This window comes from Streptomyces sp. NPDC107559, from assembly GCF_055657365.1.
This window is the reverse complement of the sequence record NZ_JBVKBD010000003.1, coordinates 662,121-678,120: the sequence shown is the minus strand read 5'-3', so window position 1 is coordinate 678,120 and position 16,000 is coordinate 662,121. Positions and strand designations below refer to the sequence as shown.

Sequence of the window (16,000 nt, the reverse complement as noted above, 5' to 3'; positions counted from 1 at the left end):
GCGATCCGATTTCCTCGGTGCTTTCCAGGTTCCCGCTCTCGCGTTTCCCTTTCCGGCGGTTCCGACTCTATCAGACTCTTTCGGGCCTGACTCCCAGTCAGTGGGCTTTGTCTTCCAGGCCGTTGGGCCGTTCCGACGTCCCAAACCTTAGCGGATCTTCTCGGCGATTCCCAATCGACCCGTTCGAGTCGACCAGAACCCGCCGAACCCCGATATCGAATTCAAATTCGGACACGCCGAAAAGAACCCCGTCGGGTGATCGTGCTGGTGGTTTGTCGCCGCATCCGCGGCAGGAGACGCCGCCGCAGAACCGATACGGCTCCGTGGCAACCCGGAGAACTATACGCATCCGGCAAGGGGGCGTCAACCGCCCCCTGTCAAGATCTTTTCAGTCGAGGTCGCTGAGCCGACCGCCGGCGTCCGGCTGGGCGTGCTCCACCCTGCGCAGGAGCCTGGTCAGGACCTCGCCGAGCACCGTCCGCTCCTCCGCGGACAGGTCCTGGAGCAGGTCCTCCTCGAAGCCCGACGCCAGGCGCATCGCCTCCAGCCACTTCCCGCGACCCTCGGGCGTGAGCTCCACGATCACGCGGACGCGGTTGGACTCGTCGCGCTCCCGGGTCACCAGACCCTCGGTGACCATGCGGTCGATCCGGTGGGTCATGGCGGCCGGGGTCAGGCCCAGGCGCTTGGCCAGATCACTGGGGCCCATTCGATAAGGGGCGCCGGACAGGACGAGGGCTTTCAGGACCTCCCATTCGGCGTTGCTGATGCCGAGGGCGGCGGTCTGGCGGCCGTAAGCGACGTTCATCCGGCGGTTCAGACGGGACAGCGCCGAGACGATCTTCTCGACCTGGGGGTCGAGGTCCTGGAACTCGCGCTGGTAGGCCGCGATCTGCTCTTCGAGTGTGGGCTCGCCGAGTCGGCCGCCGGGGGTATCGCCCATGTCCGCAGTATGGCACGGGCCGCTTCGCATCGAAGTCCTTCAACGTGTACTGTTTAGCTTCGAACTTTAGCTTTGAAGTCTTCAGGCCTAACGGCTGGGGCTTCGTCAACTCGAGAGAGGTGAACGTGACCAGGGCGATGGGCGCAGCGATGCGCCGGATCCACGTGGGCAACGCACTCAGCGCGTTCGGGCTCGGCTTCACCGTCCCCTACCTGTACGTCTATGTGGCGCAGGTGCGGGGGCTGGGGGCCATGACGGCGGGTCTCGTACTCGCCGTCTTCGCCGTGTCGGCGCTGATCGTGCTGCCGTTCGCCGGACGGGCGATCGTGCGGCGCGGCCCGCGGCCGGTCCTGCTCGCCGCCCTGGTCACCGCCGCGCTGGGCGCGCTGGGTCTGGGGCTCGCGGGCAACGCGACCGCCGTGCTGTGCGCCGCGGTGGCGCTCGGGGCCGGGCAGGCCGTGATGCAGCCGGCGCTGGCGACGATGATCGTCGACTGTTCCACGTCCGACACCCGCTCCCGTGCCTTCGCCCTTCAGTTCTTCCTCCAGAACCTCGGGCTCGGCGTCGGCGGTCTCATCGGCGGCCACCTCGTCGACACCACCCGCGTCTCCTCCTTCACCCTGCTGTTCGGCATCGAGGCGGCGGTGTTCCTGCTGCTGGCCGTGGTGATGTCGACGGTGCGGATGCCGTACTCGCCGCGGATCGGGGACGCGCCCGCCCCTGCGGCCCGGGGCGGCTGGAAGCAGCTGCTCGGCAACCGGGCGATGGTGCAGCTGTGCGTACTGGGTTTCGTCCTGTTCTTCGCCTGCTACGGACAGTTCGAGTCCGGGCTGAGCGCCTACGGGGTGGAGGCTGCGGGGATCTCCCCGTCCGCTCTCGGCACGGCACTGGCCGCGAACACCGCGATGATCGTGGTCGCGCAGTTCGCCGTGCTGCGGTTCGTCGAGCGCAGGCGGCGCTCGCGGGTGATCGCGGCCGTGGGGCTGGTCTGGGCCGTGGCCTGGGTCGCGGCCGGGTACGCGGGGCTCGGGCACGGCAGCCAGGAGATGGCGACGGCCGCGTTCGTCTCGACGTACGCGCTGTTCGGGCTCGGTGAGGCGATGCTGTCGCCGACCGTCGCGCCGCTGGTAGCCGATCTGGCCCCGGAGGGTATGGCCGGTCAGTACAACTCGGCGTTCGCTCTGGTCAAGCAGCTGGCGCTGGCGATCGGTCCGGCCGTCGGTGGGCCGATGGGGGCCTCGCTGCATGCGCCGTACGTCGTGACGTTCCTGCTGTTCTCGCTCGGGATCACCGTCCTCGGCGTACGGCTGGGGCGGCAGCTGACCGCCGTGCAGGATCGGCCGTGGCTCGGGCGCGGCCGGGTGGTCGCGCGGGGCGGGGCGCCCGCGGAGCCGGTGGCCGTGGACGTGTGAGACAGCCGTCGACGTGTGAGACGGATGAGGCGGCGGTCGTCCGGGAGGGCGACCGCCGCCTTTTCGTCCGTACGGCCGAGTCGGCCGCGCTCGGTCGGCCGTACTCGGCCGATCGGGTTCAGCCGGCCGGTTCGGTGGCCTTCGGGAGTACGAACTCGCACCAGACCGCTTTGCCGCCGCCCGGTGTCCGTCTGCTGCCCCAGTTGGAGGCGATCGTCGCCACGATGGCGATGCCGCGGCCCGACTCGTCGCCGGGTTCCGCACGACGGCGGCGGGGCAGGTGGTCGTCGCCGTCGGTGACCTCCACGATGAGGCGGCGGTCGGTACGGCGCAGGCGCAGCCGCATGGGCGGGGTGCCGTGCTGGAGGGAGTTGGCGACGAGCTCGCTGGCCGCCAGGACGCCCAGGTCGTGCAGTTCGGCGGGGAAGCGCCAGCTGGTCAGGACGCCGGAGGCGAAGGCACGCGCGCGGGGTGCCGCTTCGACACCGCCGAGGAGTTCCAGGGCCGCGTTGCGGAACAGTTCGCTGTCGGCGCCGGTGCGGGCGGGGTGCTGGAGGACCAGGACGGCCACGTCGTCGTCGTGGTCGGCGGTGACGCCCGCCGAGCGGACCAGGCGGTCGCAGACCACCTGGGGGGTGCCGGTCGCGCCGGCCAGGGCGCGTTCCAGGGACGCGATGCCCTCGTCGAGGTCCTCGTCGCGGCGCTCCACCAGGCCGTCCGTGTAGAGGACGGCCGTCGAGCCGGGGCCGAGGGGGACCGAGCCCGAGGCGTGCACCCAGCCGCCGGTGCCGAGCGGGGGGCCGGTCGGCTCGTCGGCGCGCAGGACGGTGCCGTTCTCGCCGCGGACCAGGATGGGCAGGTGTCCGGCGGAGGCGTAGACGAGCCGGCCCTCGTTCGGGTCGTGGACGGCGTACACGCAGGTGGCGATCTGGTTGGCGTCGATCTCCGTGGCGAGGCCGTCGAGGAGCTGGAGCACCTCGTGCGGGGGCAGGTCGAGACGGGCGTAGGCGCGGACCGCCGTGCGGAGCTGGCCCATGACGGCCGCCGCGCGTACGCCTCTGCCCATGACGTCGCCGATGACCAGGGCCGTACGGCCGCCGCCGAGCGTGATCACGTCGTACCAGTCGCCGCCGACCGCGGCCTCGGTGCCGCCGGGCTGGTAGGTGGCGGCGATGCGCAGGTCGTCGGGCTCCTCCAGTTCCTGCGGGAGGAGGGAGCGCTGGAGGGTGACGGCGGTCTCGCGCTGGCGGCGCTCGCTGGCGCGCAGGCGTTCGGCGGCCTCGGCGTGGTCGGTGACGTCGGTGGCGAAGACCAGGACGCCGGCGTCGCCGTCGCCGCCCTTGGCGACCGGGGTGCAGGTGAACGTGTAGGAGCGGCCGTCGGGGGCCTTGCGGGACTTGAGCGTGCGGGACCTGCCGCTGCGCAGGACCTGATCGAGGAGCGGCAGCAGACCCAGTTCGCGCAGCTCCGGGAGTGCCTCGGCGGCGGGCGCGCCGGGCGGGCGGGCGCCGAAGGCCGTCGTATAGGCGTCGTTGACGTGGGCGAGGCGGTGGTCGGGGCCGTGGACGAGGGCGACGAGGGCGGGGACGCGGTCGAGGACCTCGCGCACCGGGAGTTCGTCGACCACGGGCGCGGTGGGCGGCTCGTCGGTGAGGTGTTCGGCGCGGGCCGCGGGCACGGAGCCGTCGCCCCGCCGGTCCGGGGTGACCTTGTGGTCGGTCCGCGCTGCGGCGCGGCGCTGCGTTCCGGGGAGCCGGGCGCTCCAGCGCGTGAAGTTCACGAATCCTTGCCTCGTGTAGTCGTCGTCGGCCGGCTCCGGACCCGGCCGTGGCTCCGGGGGCCGCGCGGCGGTGGCCGCACATTGTCGCAGCACCGTGAAATGCAGCACTGGGGGAACAGCCTCGTGGGTTCACGGGGCGAGCGGCGGGCTCGCCCGGGGCTCGGGGGTCAGTGTGGCAGGTGGCCGTCCGGCCCGATATTCGTCAGACGCCGGGGTGGCCGGGGAAGTTCCGGAGTCCGGTCAGGACGACCCCTTCGGGTCGTCAGAAGGCTTGCCACCGGCCGCCAGTTCGAACTCCGCACGGGGATGTTCGAGTGAGCCGAGCGAGACGATCTCCCTCTTGAAGAGTCCCGACAGCGTCCATTCGGCGAGCACGCGCGCCTTGCGGTTGACGGTCGGTACGCGGCTGAGGTGGTAGGCGCGATGCATGAACCACGCCGGGTAGCCCTTGAGCTTGCGTCCGTAGACGTGGGCGACGCCCTTGTGCAGGCCGAGGGAGGCGACCGAGCCGACGTACTTGTGGGAGTACGTCAACGGTGGCTCGCCGCGCAGGGAGCGGGCGATGTTGTCGGCGAGGACCTTGGCCTGACGGACCGCGTGCTGGGCGTTGGGGGCGGTCTCCTTGCCGGGCTCCGCCGCGGTGACGTCGGGGACGGCGGCGACGTCGCCCGCCGCCCACGCGTGCGTGACGCCGTCGACCGTCAGCTCGGGGGTGCACTTCAGACGGCCGCGCCCGTCGAGCGGGAGGTCGGTGGCGGCGACGACCGGGTGGGGTTTGACGCCGGCCGTCCACACGACCGTACGGGTCGGGAAGCGCTGGCCGTCGCTGAGGACGGCGACCCGGTCCGCGCACGACTCCAGACGGGTTCCCAGCAGGACCTGGATGTTGCGGCGGCGCAGTTCGGTGACCGTGTAGCGGCCCATGGCCTCGCCGACCTCCGGCAGGATGCGGTCGGAGGCCTCGACGAGGATCCACTTCATGTCCTCGGGGCGGACGTTGTGGTAGTAGCGGGCGGCGTAGCGTGCCATGTCCTCCAGCTCGCCGAGCGCCTCGACCCCGGCGTAGCCGCCGCCCACGAAGACGAAGGTGAGGGCCGCGTCGCGGATCGCGGGGTCGCGGGTGGAGGAGGCGATGTCCATCTGTTCGATGACGTGGTTGCGCAGCCCGATGGCCTCCTCGACGGTCTTGAAGCCGATCGCGTAGTCGGCGAGGCCCGGAATGGGCAGTACGCGGGAGACGGAACCCGGGGCGAGGACGATCTCGTCGTACGTCAGCTGTAGCGGGCCCGTTCCCTCCTCGTCCGTGGCGAGAGTGGTCACCGTGGCGGTGCGCTTGGCGTGGTCGACCGCGGTGGCCTCGCCGATGACGATGCGGCAGTGGGGCAGCACCCGGCGCAGCGGCACGACGACGTGACGTGGGGAGATCAGGCCCGCGGCGGCTTCGGGCAGGAACGGCTGATAGGTCATGTACGGATCCGGTGTGACCACCGTGATCTCTGCCTCCGCCCGGCGGAGTTCCTGTTTCAGCTGCCGCTGGAGCCGCAGTGCCGTGTACATCCCGACGTAGCCGCCGCCGACAACGAGAATGCGCGCACGTTCCTTCACCGTCCCATGACGCACCCGGCGCCGGAGTTTGTCCACAGGCCCGGCAAATTGTGTGACCGCGCGCCCGAGCTGCCCCGACTTGGCCGGATCGCCGGAGTTCGGGGAAGGTGCGCAGGTCAGAGGGCGTGCGCCGGGGGCCGTAAGGGGTGGATTCAGGACGTATACGGCCCGTACTCCGATCGGGGGGCGCTCCGTGCGGAACCTGCCCCTTCTGAATTGACTCCCACTCAACTATGTTCGTGTATCGACGGGGTGCAAGGGGAGGCGTGCATCGGGCTCGCCGGGGCCGGCCGGTCCGAGAGGGCCGACGGAATCCCGCAAGGCGGGGCCGGACGCACGAGGCCTGTCCGTACGCCCCGGCAATTTAGATGGCGGGGAGAGTCTCCGGGGGGAGACGTCATTACCGGGGGATCACTTATGCACATTCAGGACTCTCATTGGTCGTCCGCATCCACGCTCGCCCCCGCGGCGAGCAACGGACGCGGGGACGCAGCGCGCACGACGCCGCTGCGTGTGGATGCACAGCGCAATCTCGAACACGTACTGCGGGCGGCCCGCGAGGTCTTCGGCGAGCTGGGGTACGGCGCGCCGATGGAGGACGTGGCACGGCGCGCCCGGGTCGGGGTCGGCACGGTGTACCGGCGCTTCCCGAGCAAGGACGTCCTGGTGCGCCGGATAGCCGAGGAGGAGACCTCCCGGCTGACCGACCAGGCCCGTACGGCGCTCGGTCAGGAGGACGAGCCGTGGTCGGCGCTCTCGCGCTTCCTGCGCACCTCGGTGGCCTCGGGTGCCGGGCGGCTGCTGCCTCCCCAGGTCCTGCGGGTCGGGGTCGCCGACGAGCAGGCCGGCTCCGATGCGCCCGACGAGACCCGGGTGCCCGCGCAGCGGACGCAGCCGGACGAGGGTGAGCTGCGGCTGGTGTCCGAAAACATCGGGGCCGGTGCGGTCGACGACGCCGGGGCGGCGGCGCTGCTGGAGGTCGTGGGCCGGCTCGTGGAGCGGGCGCGGGCCGCGGGCCAGCTGCGTACGGACGTGTCGGTGTCGGACGTACTGCTGGTGATCGCGACGGCGGCGCCCTCGCTGCCGGACGCCGCGCAGCAGGCGGCGGCTTCGGCGCGGCTGCTGGACATCCTGCTGGAGGGGCTGCGGTCCCGGCCTGCGTGAGCGTGAGTACGGGACGGGGGATCCTGCCGGGCTTCGGCCCGGCGGGTGACCCGTGGATCGGGCCCGGCGGGTGACCCGTGGATCGGGCCCGGCGGGTGACCCGTGGAGGTGATGCGGGGCGCTGAGCGCGCGGCCGCGTCCCGTCGCCGACCGCTCGGCTTCCCGGACAGGGGAGTTGGCGGCTTGGTTGCTCAGCTCCGCGGTGAGGCGGTCCAATTGGGCATTCGGTTGAACATCCCCCGTTCGGGTGAGAGTTAGTACTGGTTGACGAAAGGTCCCCACGGACGAGTGGATGCCTTCAACCGCAGGGCCCCGACCGATGCCTCTGTGGCACTCTGACGCGGTGGTCGGGACTGGTGGTGCAGGCGGCAGGGGCTTTCTGCGATGAGTGTTGACGGGCGGGGCGGGGCACGCGACGACGGTGACGCGCAGGCCGACGGCCTGGCCACGCCGCAGGTGCCGGCCCAGGGCGGCCGGACCGACCTGTCACCGGGCCGCGGCCCGGCCTCGGGCGAGGGCGCGGGCCCGACGCAGGAGGGTCCGGCGTCGCCGCAGGACGGCCCCCCGACTACCGCGGAAGGCCGTGTCCCCGCTCCGGAGGGAAGCACCGGCCGGGCTTCGGCCGAGGGCACTGTTCCGGCGCAGCGTGATCGGCGCGAGGACGGCGCTCTTCCCCCTCAGGAACTTCCGCCTCAGGGACTGCCGCCTCAGGAACTGCCGACTCAGGAACTTCCGCCTCATACGCGGCCGCCGCTGTTCGTGGAGCTGCCGCCGGCCGACCTCGATCTGATCGACCGGATGCGGGCGGGCGACGACACGGCCTACGAGGAGCTCTACCGGCGTCACTCGGGCGCCGTGCGCCGGTACGCGCGCACCTGCTGCCGGGACGCCCACACCGCCGAGGACCTCACCGCCGAGGTCTTCGCCCGGATGCTCCAGGCGGTGCGCGGCGGTGCCGGCCCCGGGTACGCCGTACGCGCCTATCTGCTCACCTCCGTCCGCCGCGTCGCCGCGAGCTGGACGCGGTCGGCGAGACGGGAACAGCTGGTGGACGACTTCGCGGTGTTCGCCGCCGGGGCGGCCCGCACCTCGGACATGTCCGAGGACGACACGCTGGAGCTGGGCGCCGACGTCCGTGCCCTGCACGAGGCCGAGCAGTCCATGGCCATGCAGGCCTTCCGGTCACTGCCCGAGCGGTGGCAGGCCGTGCTGTGGCACACCGAGGTCGAGAACGAGTCGCCGAGCCAGGTCGCCGTGCTCTTCGGGCTCGACGCCAACGGCACCCGTGTGCTGGCCAGCCGCGCCCGTGAGGGCCTCAAGCAGGCCTACCTCCAGGCGCACGTCAGCACCGCCGTCGCCGGCGGCGAGGAGTGCGCCCGCTACACCGATCAGCTCGGCACCTACGCCCGCCGCAAACTGCGCACCCGCGCCGAACGGGGGCTGCGCAAGCACCTGGAGGAGTGCGCCAGGTGCCGACTGGCCGCGACACAGATCGAGGAGGTCGCGAGCGGTATCCCGGCGGTGGTGCCGCTCGCCGTCCTCGGCTGGTTCGGCGCCGCCGGATACGCCAAGGCCCTCGGGCTCATCGCCGGCGGGGCAGGAGCTGCCGGAGCGGCAGCGGCAGGCGGCGGGGCAGCGGCAGCCGGTGGAGCAACGGCAGCGGCAGGCGGTGGCTCGTCCGGCGGGGCCGGGGCGGGCGCGGCGGCCTCGGAGGCGCTGGGCGCGCCGGTGAAGGCCGGCATCGCGGCCGGGGTGGTCGCCGTCGCGGCGGCCGCGGTGGCGCTCGCGCTCGTCGGTCACGACAGTCCCGCGAAGAAACCGGAGGCCGAGGTACGGCCCTCCTCCGCTCCGGCGGTCGAGCCGGAGCCGTCCGTCACGCCCGCACCGTCGAAGAAGCCGCCCGCGGCAAAGCCGGTGGTGCTGGTGCCGACGCCCGCTCCGCCCCCGGTGCCCGCCGCCGCGCCGAAGCCGACCCCCAGTCCTGCTTCCCCGGCCCGCCCGGCTCCGGCACCGACGCGGCAGGAGCCGGAACCGGCGCAGGAGCCGGAGCAGCCCCCGGCGCCCACCCCGACCCCGACTCCGCCGCCCCCGGCCGTCTACCAGTGGAGCGAGCTGCCGTACGACGTCGCCGGCGACGGCACCGCGCCGGAGATGCGGCTGGGCGAGAGCAGTTGGGTGTGGCAGCGCTCCGGCCTGTCGATCGCCGGCAAGCGGTACACGACCGGCGTGAGCGTGCACGGCAGTTCCTCCGTCACCATCGACCTCAACCGCACCTGTTCCGCCTACGACGCGCTGGTCGGCGTCGACGACAGGGCACTGGGTCTCGGTGCGGTCCGCTTCTCCGTCTACGCCGACGGGGTGCGCCTGTGGAAGTCCGGGACGGTCCGGGGCGGCGAGCCGGCCGTGCCCGTCCATGTCGGCCTCTCGGGGCGCCACACCGTACGGCTGGTGGTGGAACCGCGCGGGCCGCTCGGCTCCGTGGCGCCGGCCGACTGGGCGGAGTCGCGATTCACGTGCTCGTAGGCGGCTGAGGTACGCCCGGGCCGAGTTCGCGCAGGACGTCGGACACGGTGAGGCGGGCGCCCCGGGTGCGCTCGGCGTCGTACGGGCCGGCGCCCAGGGCCTCTCGGGCGGCCGCCACGATCCGGTCGGCCTCGGCGCGTTCCGGCATGAGCCGGGGATGGCCGCCGCGCCAGTGGTCGGCCGCGGCCAGCAGCCGCACCGCGCGCGCGTAGTCGCCGAGCCGGGCCAGCAGGTCCGACGCCAGATCCGCCAGCGCCGACAGGATCACCTCGGAACACCGCATCTCCACGGCCACGCGCAGGGTGTCGGCCAGCATCGGCAGGGCCTGCTCCGGGCCCTGCTCATCGGCCGTGACCATGGCGTCCAGCGCGTCCAGCATCGCCAGGAACTGCGGCGGCGGGGTGGCCCGGCCCGTCTCCGCGCGGGCCGCGTCGCACAGCTCGCGGGCCCGTGCGAAATCCTTGTCGGTCAAGCTGAGCAGAGCCCGCAGCAGCAGGACGTAGGCGCGGGAGTCCGACACTCCGTACCGGTCGGCCACCTCGGTGGCCTCGTCCAGCCCGGCCAGGGCGCCCGGCCGGTCTCCGGAGCGGTAGGAGATCTCCGCGAGCCGCGCGACGAGGAACGGCGACTCGGCGTACGCGCCGACCTCACGGGCGAGCCGCAGCGCCTCCTCGTACTCGCCCCTGGCCTCCTCGAACCGGCCGCGCACCATCGCCGCCTCGCCGGCCACGCTGCACACCTGGGCCCGCATCCAGCGGTCACCGACCCGCCGGCTGAGCGTCCGCAGCTCCGCCACGTCACCGTCGACGCCCCGCAGGTTGCCCGGGGTGTCGACGACGAGGTGCGTGCGGAACATCAGCGCGACACCGATCTCCCAGTCGCCGCCGTGGGCGCGCGCGTTGGCGACCGCCAGGTCCATGGCGGAGCGGACGTCGGCCGGACCGGACAGGGCGTACGTCGTGATCGGCCAGACGAGGCCGGGCATCCGGGCCGACGCGGGGCCGCCCGCCCTGAAGACGTCCTGCACCCGGGTGACGTACCGCGCGAACCGCTCGTCCAGCAGCAGATGTGCCGGTTCGGACTCGATCGTCAGGAAGAGGTGCAGCATCCGGACGTCCATCCGCAGCGTCCGCAGCGGGTGGTGTTCCTCCCCGTCCGGGGAGGAGAGGTAGGCCTCGACCGGGTCGACGGAGTCGAGCGGGGGCAGGCCGACCGACGCACCGTCGACGGTGTCCCGGACGGCGCCCAGGCGCAGGACGCGGTCCAGGATTCCCGTGGCCTCGTGGCGGTAGTTGCGCAGCCACCAGAACCAGCCCATGGCGAGGACCAGGGCTCCCGCCTCGGCCTCGTCGCCGGCGGCCAGGGACCGGTCCAGCGCGGTGCGGATGTTGTCGAGCTCGGCCTCCAGCCGGGAGATCCACACGAGCTGCTCGGCGGAGCGCAGCAGCGGTTCGGCCCGCTCCGCCAGCTCGCGCGCCCAGGTCCGGTGGGCGCGCTCGGCGGCGGCGCGCAGCCCGGGGACCTCGGCGGCGCGCTCGGTGGCGTACTCGTGGATGGTCTCCAGCATGCGGTACCGCATGCCCGTGGTGCCGTCCCGCTGCGACGGGGTGGCGACGACCAGGGACTTGTCGACGAGCGCCCCGGTGAGTTCGGCGACCGGACCGCCGCAGACGGCCTCCGCGGCCTCCAGGTCCCAGCCGCCCGCGAACACGGACACCTCGCACAGCAGGGTCCGCTCGCCTTCGTCGAGGAGGTCCCAGGACCAGTCGACGACGGCCCGCAGGGTCTGCTGGCGGGGCAGGACCGTACGGCTTCCGGAGGTGAGGAGGCGGAAGCGGTCGTCGAGGCGGTCGGCGATCTGCCGGGGGGTGAGCAGCCGCAGCCGGGCCGCGGCCAGTTCGATCGCGAGCGGGAGTCCGTCCAGCCGTCGGCAGATCTCCGCCACGGCCCGCGTGTCACGCAGTACGTCGGGGGCGTCGGGGCGGACGGCGGCGGCGCGCTCCGTGAAGAGGCGGTGTGCCTGGTCGGGGACGAGCGGCTCGACGGGGCGCACGGACTCGCCGGGGACTCCCAGGGGTTCACGGCTGGTGGCGAGGATCGTGAGTCCCGGGCAGCGGGTCAGCAGCGTCTCCGCGAGGACGGCGGCCGCGCCGATGAGGTGTTCGCAGTTGTCGAGGATCAGGAGCTGGCTGCGCGGGGCGCAGTGCTCCACCAGCAGGGCGACGGGGTCGTCCTGCGGGGCCGCCAGTTCGTTGGTCATGAGCACGGTCTCGCGCAGACCGAGGGCGCTGACCACCGCGCCCGGCACCGCCTCCGGCCGGTCGAGCGGTGCCAGCTCGACCAGCCACGCCTCCGGCAGGCCGGCGGCGGCCTCCTCGGCGAGACGGGTCTTCCCGGAGCCGCCCGGTCCGGTGAGGGTGACGAGACGGGCCCTGTGCAGATCGGAACGGATCGCGGCGAGTTCGGGTTCCCGGCCGACGAAACTCGTCAGCCGGGGCCGGAGGTTGCCGGTGCGCGGGGCCGGCCGGGGCGCGGATTCCGGCCGCGCGCCGTCCGCTGCCGGGAACACCGGGTTCAGCAGTTCGTCGTGCAGGGCCCGCAGTTGCGGTCCGGGGTCGGTGCCGAGGCCGTCGGCCAGGGCGCGGCGGGCGTGCTCGTACGCGGCGAGGGCGTCGGCGGCGCGGCCGGTGTCGCGCAGGGCGTGCACGAGGAGGGCGTGCAGGGCTTCGTCGTACGGGTGCGCCGCGGTCAGTTCCTTCAGTTCCGGTACGACCTCGTGGGCGCGGCCGAGGCGCAGGCTCGCCTCGGCGCGGGCCCTGGTCGCCTCCAGGCGCAGGGCTTCGGGGCGGGTCGCGGCGGCGGCGCGGTCGGGGAGGTCGGCGAGGGCGGGGCCGCGCCACAGGGCTAGGGCCTCGTCCAGGGCGCGGACGGCGCCGGGGGCGTCGTCGCGGGCCAGGGCGTCGGTGCCGTCCCGTACGAGCCGCTCGAAGACGAAGACGTCCACGTCGCTCTCGGGTACGGCGAGCCGGTAGCCGCCGGGTTCCGAGGTGACGGCGTCCCGGCCGATCGCCCGGCGCAGCCGCCCGATCAGGGCCTGGAGCGCGGCGGGTGCGTCCTGGGGCGGGTCGTCCGTCCAGACCTCGTCGATGAGGGTCTCCGGGAGGGTGACACGACCCGGTCGCAGGGCGAGGGCGGTGAGCAGGGCCCGCAGGCGGGAGCCGCCCAGGGGTACGGCACCGCCGTGGTCGTCCGCCGCCTCGGTGACACCCAGGATTCTGTACCGCACCGGGCCATTGTCCCTGGTGGGCCGGTGCGGGGCACGGGGTTTGCCGGGCCGCGTGGGAAGGGAGAGCGCGGTGGGTGCCCGCTTCCGTGCCCCCGGCTCCGCGCCGTACGCACCCGCCCCGCGTCGCACGCACCGGTGCCCACGCCCGTGCGCCTGCACGCGCCCGTGCCCTGGGCGACGTCACGCGCGCGTCCTCAGCGACGTCCCGCGCGTGCCCTCCGCACGCCTGCCCGCGCCCTTGCCCTCGCCCGCGCCCTCGCCCAGATCACGCGCGCGTGCACTCGACCACGGCACCAGCCCGTGCCGTCACCACGCAGCCGGCCCATGTCCTGAGCGACATCACCAGCGCGTCCCCTCGGCCACCCGCGCGCGCGTGCACTCGACCACGACACCAGTCCAGGTCCTGAGCGACGTCACCAGCACGTCTCCTCGGCTAGGTCAGGCCCCGGGCTCCGCGTACCGGTTCCACCGCCGGGATCACCCGGGTGATGCCGGCCGGTACCGCACGCGCGCGGGCCGGCGTTCCCGTCCAGCAGGTGCCCCGGCGGGCCAGCAGGCGGCGCAGCCACAGCTCCAGGGAGACCAGGTCGGCGAGGCCGTCGAGGGGCAGCGGCTCGCCGGCCGCGGCACCGCGCAGGGCCTTGCGCACGACGCGCGCCTCGACGATCCCGGCCTGCGCCAGCAGGGGCGTGTCGAACAGTTCCATCAACGGGCCCGCGGCCACCCGCAGTCCTGTGCGCGTGGCGGCGGCCGCCGACGCCTGGGAGGGGGCGCCCCAGCCGGGCGGGAGGTCGGCGATGCCGGCGCCCTTGAGGACCGTGCGCAGGATCTCGGCGCGGGCGCCGGGCCGTACCCGCAGGGTCTCCGGGAGGGTGCGGCAGGCGCGGACGACCTGGTTGTCGAGGAACGGTGTGTGCAGGCGCTGGAAGCGGATCTCGACGGCCTGCTCCAGGGTGCGCAGGTCCGCCGCGTGCCGGGCGAGGGCGGTACGCGCGCGGAAGTCGCCGGGGCGCTGGCCCGGGCCGCCCCCGGCGCGGTTCGTCGCCCCCTGGAGACGGACGGACACGTCGGCGAGGGCCTCGCCGGTCAGCCAGCGGGCCGCCGGCCCCGGTCTGGCCCACGCGAGCGCGGCGAGCGACGCCTCCGCGGCTCCCCCGGGCTCGTCGAAGCGCCGCTGGAGCAGGCGCTCGGCGAGACCCTCCACACCCGCCCGGTACGGGGTGCGCGCCAGCCGTCGGGCGGCGCCGTACACGCGCGCGGGGACGAGCACCGAGCCGTCCGCCTTGGCCAGTGCGGCGACGGGGCGTACGAGGTGGCGCCGCTTGCGGTCCATCAGCAGGTCCGCCAGGCGGGCCGGATGGGCGTCCAGGACCTGTCGGGCGCCGTACCCGGTGAAGTGGTCCGCGCTGCCGGAGGCGAGCCGGGCGCGGTGGCGGGCGGCCGTCACCAGGGACTGGCCGGGTTCGTCGGTCAGCGGGCCGTCCAGGTCGGCGTACGGCAGGGTCTCCTCGCCGCCCGCCACCACCACGTGGTGCAGGCGCGGGTTGGCCGCGAGCGTCCCCGCGCGTTCCACCTCGGCCTCCCGGCCGGTGGACGCCAGGTCGTTGAAGGTGACCGCCAGCAGGCGCTCCCCCGCGCCGGTGCCGTGCCCCAGGACGGTCCCCGGCATGCCGGGCAGTCCGGCGGCCAGCAGCGCCAGGGTGCTGGAGGCGGGTCCGCCGGACAGGTCCGCGCCGATGCCGGGGACCGGCATCCCGCGCGCGGCACGCCGTTCGGCCGGGCCCATGCCGGGCACGGGCCCGGGGTCGATGTCGGCGCCGGGGACGTGCCGGGGGGCGGCGAGGCGGGTCCGTACGGCCTCGACGAGCGCGTCGCGGACCGCGTCGACGGCGCGGTCCGGGTCGACCGGGGGTGCGGCCACGGCGAGGGAGGCGACGGGTTCGTAGCCCGCGATCTCGCGTGCTCCGGCGCGCAGGATCAGCGCGTGCCCGGGTGGAATGCGCCGGACACCGGCGTAGGGGGTGGAGTCGTCCAGGGCGGCGGGGACGTCGGGGGCGGCCAGCAGGGCGGCGAGATGTCCGAAGTCGAGGTTGGCTTCGATGAGGTCGGCGAGCGGCAGTGCGGCCGTGGCGTACGCGGTGCCGTTCGCCCACGGGGTGTAGAACACCGGCCGGGCGCCCGCGAGATCGCCGCAGACGGTGACCCGGCGGCCGACCTGGACGACGGCCGTGTAGCTGCCGGGCCAGGCCGTCAGATGGCGAAGTGCCCCTCCGCGTGCGGTGAGCAGGCCGAGCCGCAGTTCCTCGTCGCTCGCGCCGCAGATGCCGAGGACCGCGATCCGGGTCTGGGCGTCGGCCTGGACCGTGCGGACCTCGTCCGGGCGCCAGTCGCCGACCGCCCACAGCGGATCGGGGTCGCCCCACAGGAGTTGGGAGCCCACCGGGTGCACGGTCTCGCCGTCGTATCCGGTGGCGCCCGCGGAGCCGATGCCGGCGGTCCCCGCGGCGGTGCTGCTCCATCCCACCAACCACCGCATGGACGCCTCCACAGGCTGTGGACAACCAGTGCACCGCACGAACGGTTCACATGCTGCCACGAAGAGCGCGTCACGGAGAGGCGACGGAGCCGCTTATGGGCAGGGGAATGCGCCCCCGCACCGGTGTCCGCATCCTCGGAACACCCGTACGCGGTACGGCATCCGCGCCGTGGCGGCGATGCGTCCTCGCCGTGTCCACCGCGCTTCCTCGGCGCCTCCACGCCGACATCTGCGACGCGAATGCGCCCCCTGCACGCTCCCTAAAAACACCCCGCGCGCCGTCAATTTCCATGGTGAGAGCGGAAATGGCCCGCCGGGCGCCGGGTCGATTTTCAGCCAAATAACGAATGGGCCACGGGCGTTGGAGCGCGATCGCACACGCTCCGTACAGGCCCCCGCCCACCGTCGGCGGCCGCGCAGCCCGGGAGGCGGAGCTCGCCTCCCGGACCGTTCCGCCGCCCGCGGGGATGAAGGCGGCGGTGTCCCCCAGCCCACTGGATCCAGTACAGCGGGCCGACCCACGCACGACCCATGGAACCGCTCCCGCGATGGCCGGAGAAGAGCGCACGGACAGGCGCACGGCCACACAACGGGAGCACGCCGCAACGGTGCGTACAGGGCCCGTACTTCAGTGCGGACCACAATCCCGCCATCCGGAAGAATGCCCCTTAACGCTTGGGATGCGGCGAACTACGCTGGGTTTACGAATGCCGCATGGTTATGCCAGCGCGGCAGCCGTCTGTGTCGAGGG

General features: G+C 73.7%; 8 protein-coding genes. 3 read left to right on the top strand and 5 right to left on the bottom strand.

The window, feature by feature from the left end; genetic code table 11:
- Window positions 1-388: 388 nt before the first annotated feature.
- Window positions 389-943, bottom strand: a complete 555-nt coding sequence (locus ACZ7OY_RS14495; RefSeq protein ID WP_384729916.1) for a MarR family winged helix-turn-helix transcriptional regulator — start codon at window positions 941-943, stop codon at window positions 389-391.
- 137 nt (window positions 944-1,080) lie between these two features.
- Between ACZ7OY_RS14495 and ACZ7OY_RS14490 the strand changes: the two genes are divergently transcribed.
- Window positions 1,081-2,355, top strand: a complete 1,275-nt coding sequence (locus tag ACZ7OY_RS14490; protein WP_471911693.1) for an MFS transporter — start codon at window positions 1,081-1,083, stop codon at window positions 2,353-2,355.
- A 118-nt stretch (window positions 2,356-2,473) separates the two neighbouring features.
- On the opposite strand, the gene ACZ7OY_RS14485 is transcribed toward ACZ7OY_RS14490, so the two are convergent.
- Both ACZ7OY_RS14485 and ACZ7OY_RS14480 read right to left on the bottom strand, forming a co-directional pair.
- Window positions 2,474-4,135 (bottom strand): ATP-binding SpoIIE family protein phosphatase, encoded by a 1,662-nt coding sequence (locus ACZ7OY_RS14485; protein WP_471911662.1) that lies wholly within the window; start codon window positions 4,133-4,135, stop codon window positions 2,474-2,476.
- A gap of 240 nt (window positions 4,136-4,375) precedes the next feature.
- Entirely contained in the window at window positions 4,376-5,692 is a 1,317-nt protein-coding gene (locus ACZ7OY_RS14480; RefSeq protein ID WP_471911692.1) for an NAD(P)/FAD-dependent oxidoreductase, read from the bottom strand.
- Between the two features lie 465 nt (window positions 5,693-6,157).
- Here ACZ7OY_RS14480 and ACZ7OY_RS14475 point away from each other — a divergent pair, with 465 nt between their 5' ends.
- Both ACZ7OY_RS14475 and ACZ7OY_RS14470 read left to right on the top strand, forming a co-directional pair.
- A complete protein-coding gene (locus ACZ7OY_RS14475; RefSeq protein ID WP_471911661.1) occupies window positions 6,158-6,904 on the top strand; it encodes a TetR/AcrR family transcriptional regulator in 747 nt (248 codons plus the stop codon).
- Window positions 6,905-7,288: 384 nt separating this feature from the next.
- Window positions 7,289-9,427 (top strand): sigma-70 family RNA polymerase sigma factor, encoded by a 2,139-nt coding sequence (locus tag ACZ7OY_RS14470; protein WP_471911660.1) that lies wholly within the window; start codon window positions 7,289-7,291, stop codon window positions 9,425-9,427.
- Here the strand turns inward: ACZ7OY_RS14470 and ACZ7OY_RS14465 are convergent.
- Both ACZ7OY_RS14465 and ACZ7OY_RS14460 read right to left on the bottom strand, forming a co-directional pair.
- Complete coding sequence (locus ACZ7OY_RS14465) at window positions 9,414-12,713, bottom strand: AfsR/SARP family transcriptional regulator (protein ID WP_471911659.1); 3,300 nt, start codon at window positions 12,711-12,713, stop codon at window positions 9,414-9,416. The two genes, ACZ7OY_RS14470 and ACZ7OY_RS14465, sit on opposite strands and share 14 nt — an antisense overlap.
- Before the next feature lie 433 nt (window positions 12,714-13,146).
- Window positions 13,147-15,249 (bottom strand): asparagine synthase-related protein, encoded by a 2,103-nt coding sequence (locus ACZ7OY_RS14460; protein WP_471911658.1) that lies wholly within the window; start codon window positions 15,247-15,249, stop codon window positions 13,147-13,149.
- Window positions 15,250-16,000 lie beyond the last annotated feature (751 nt).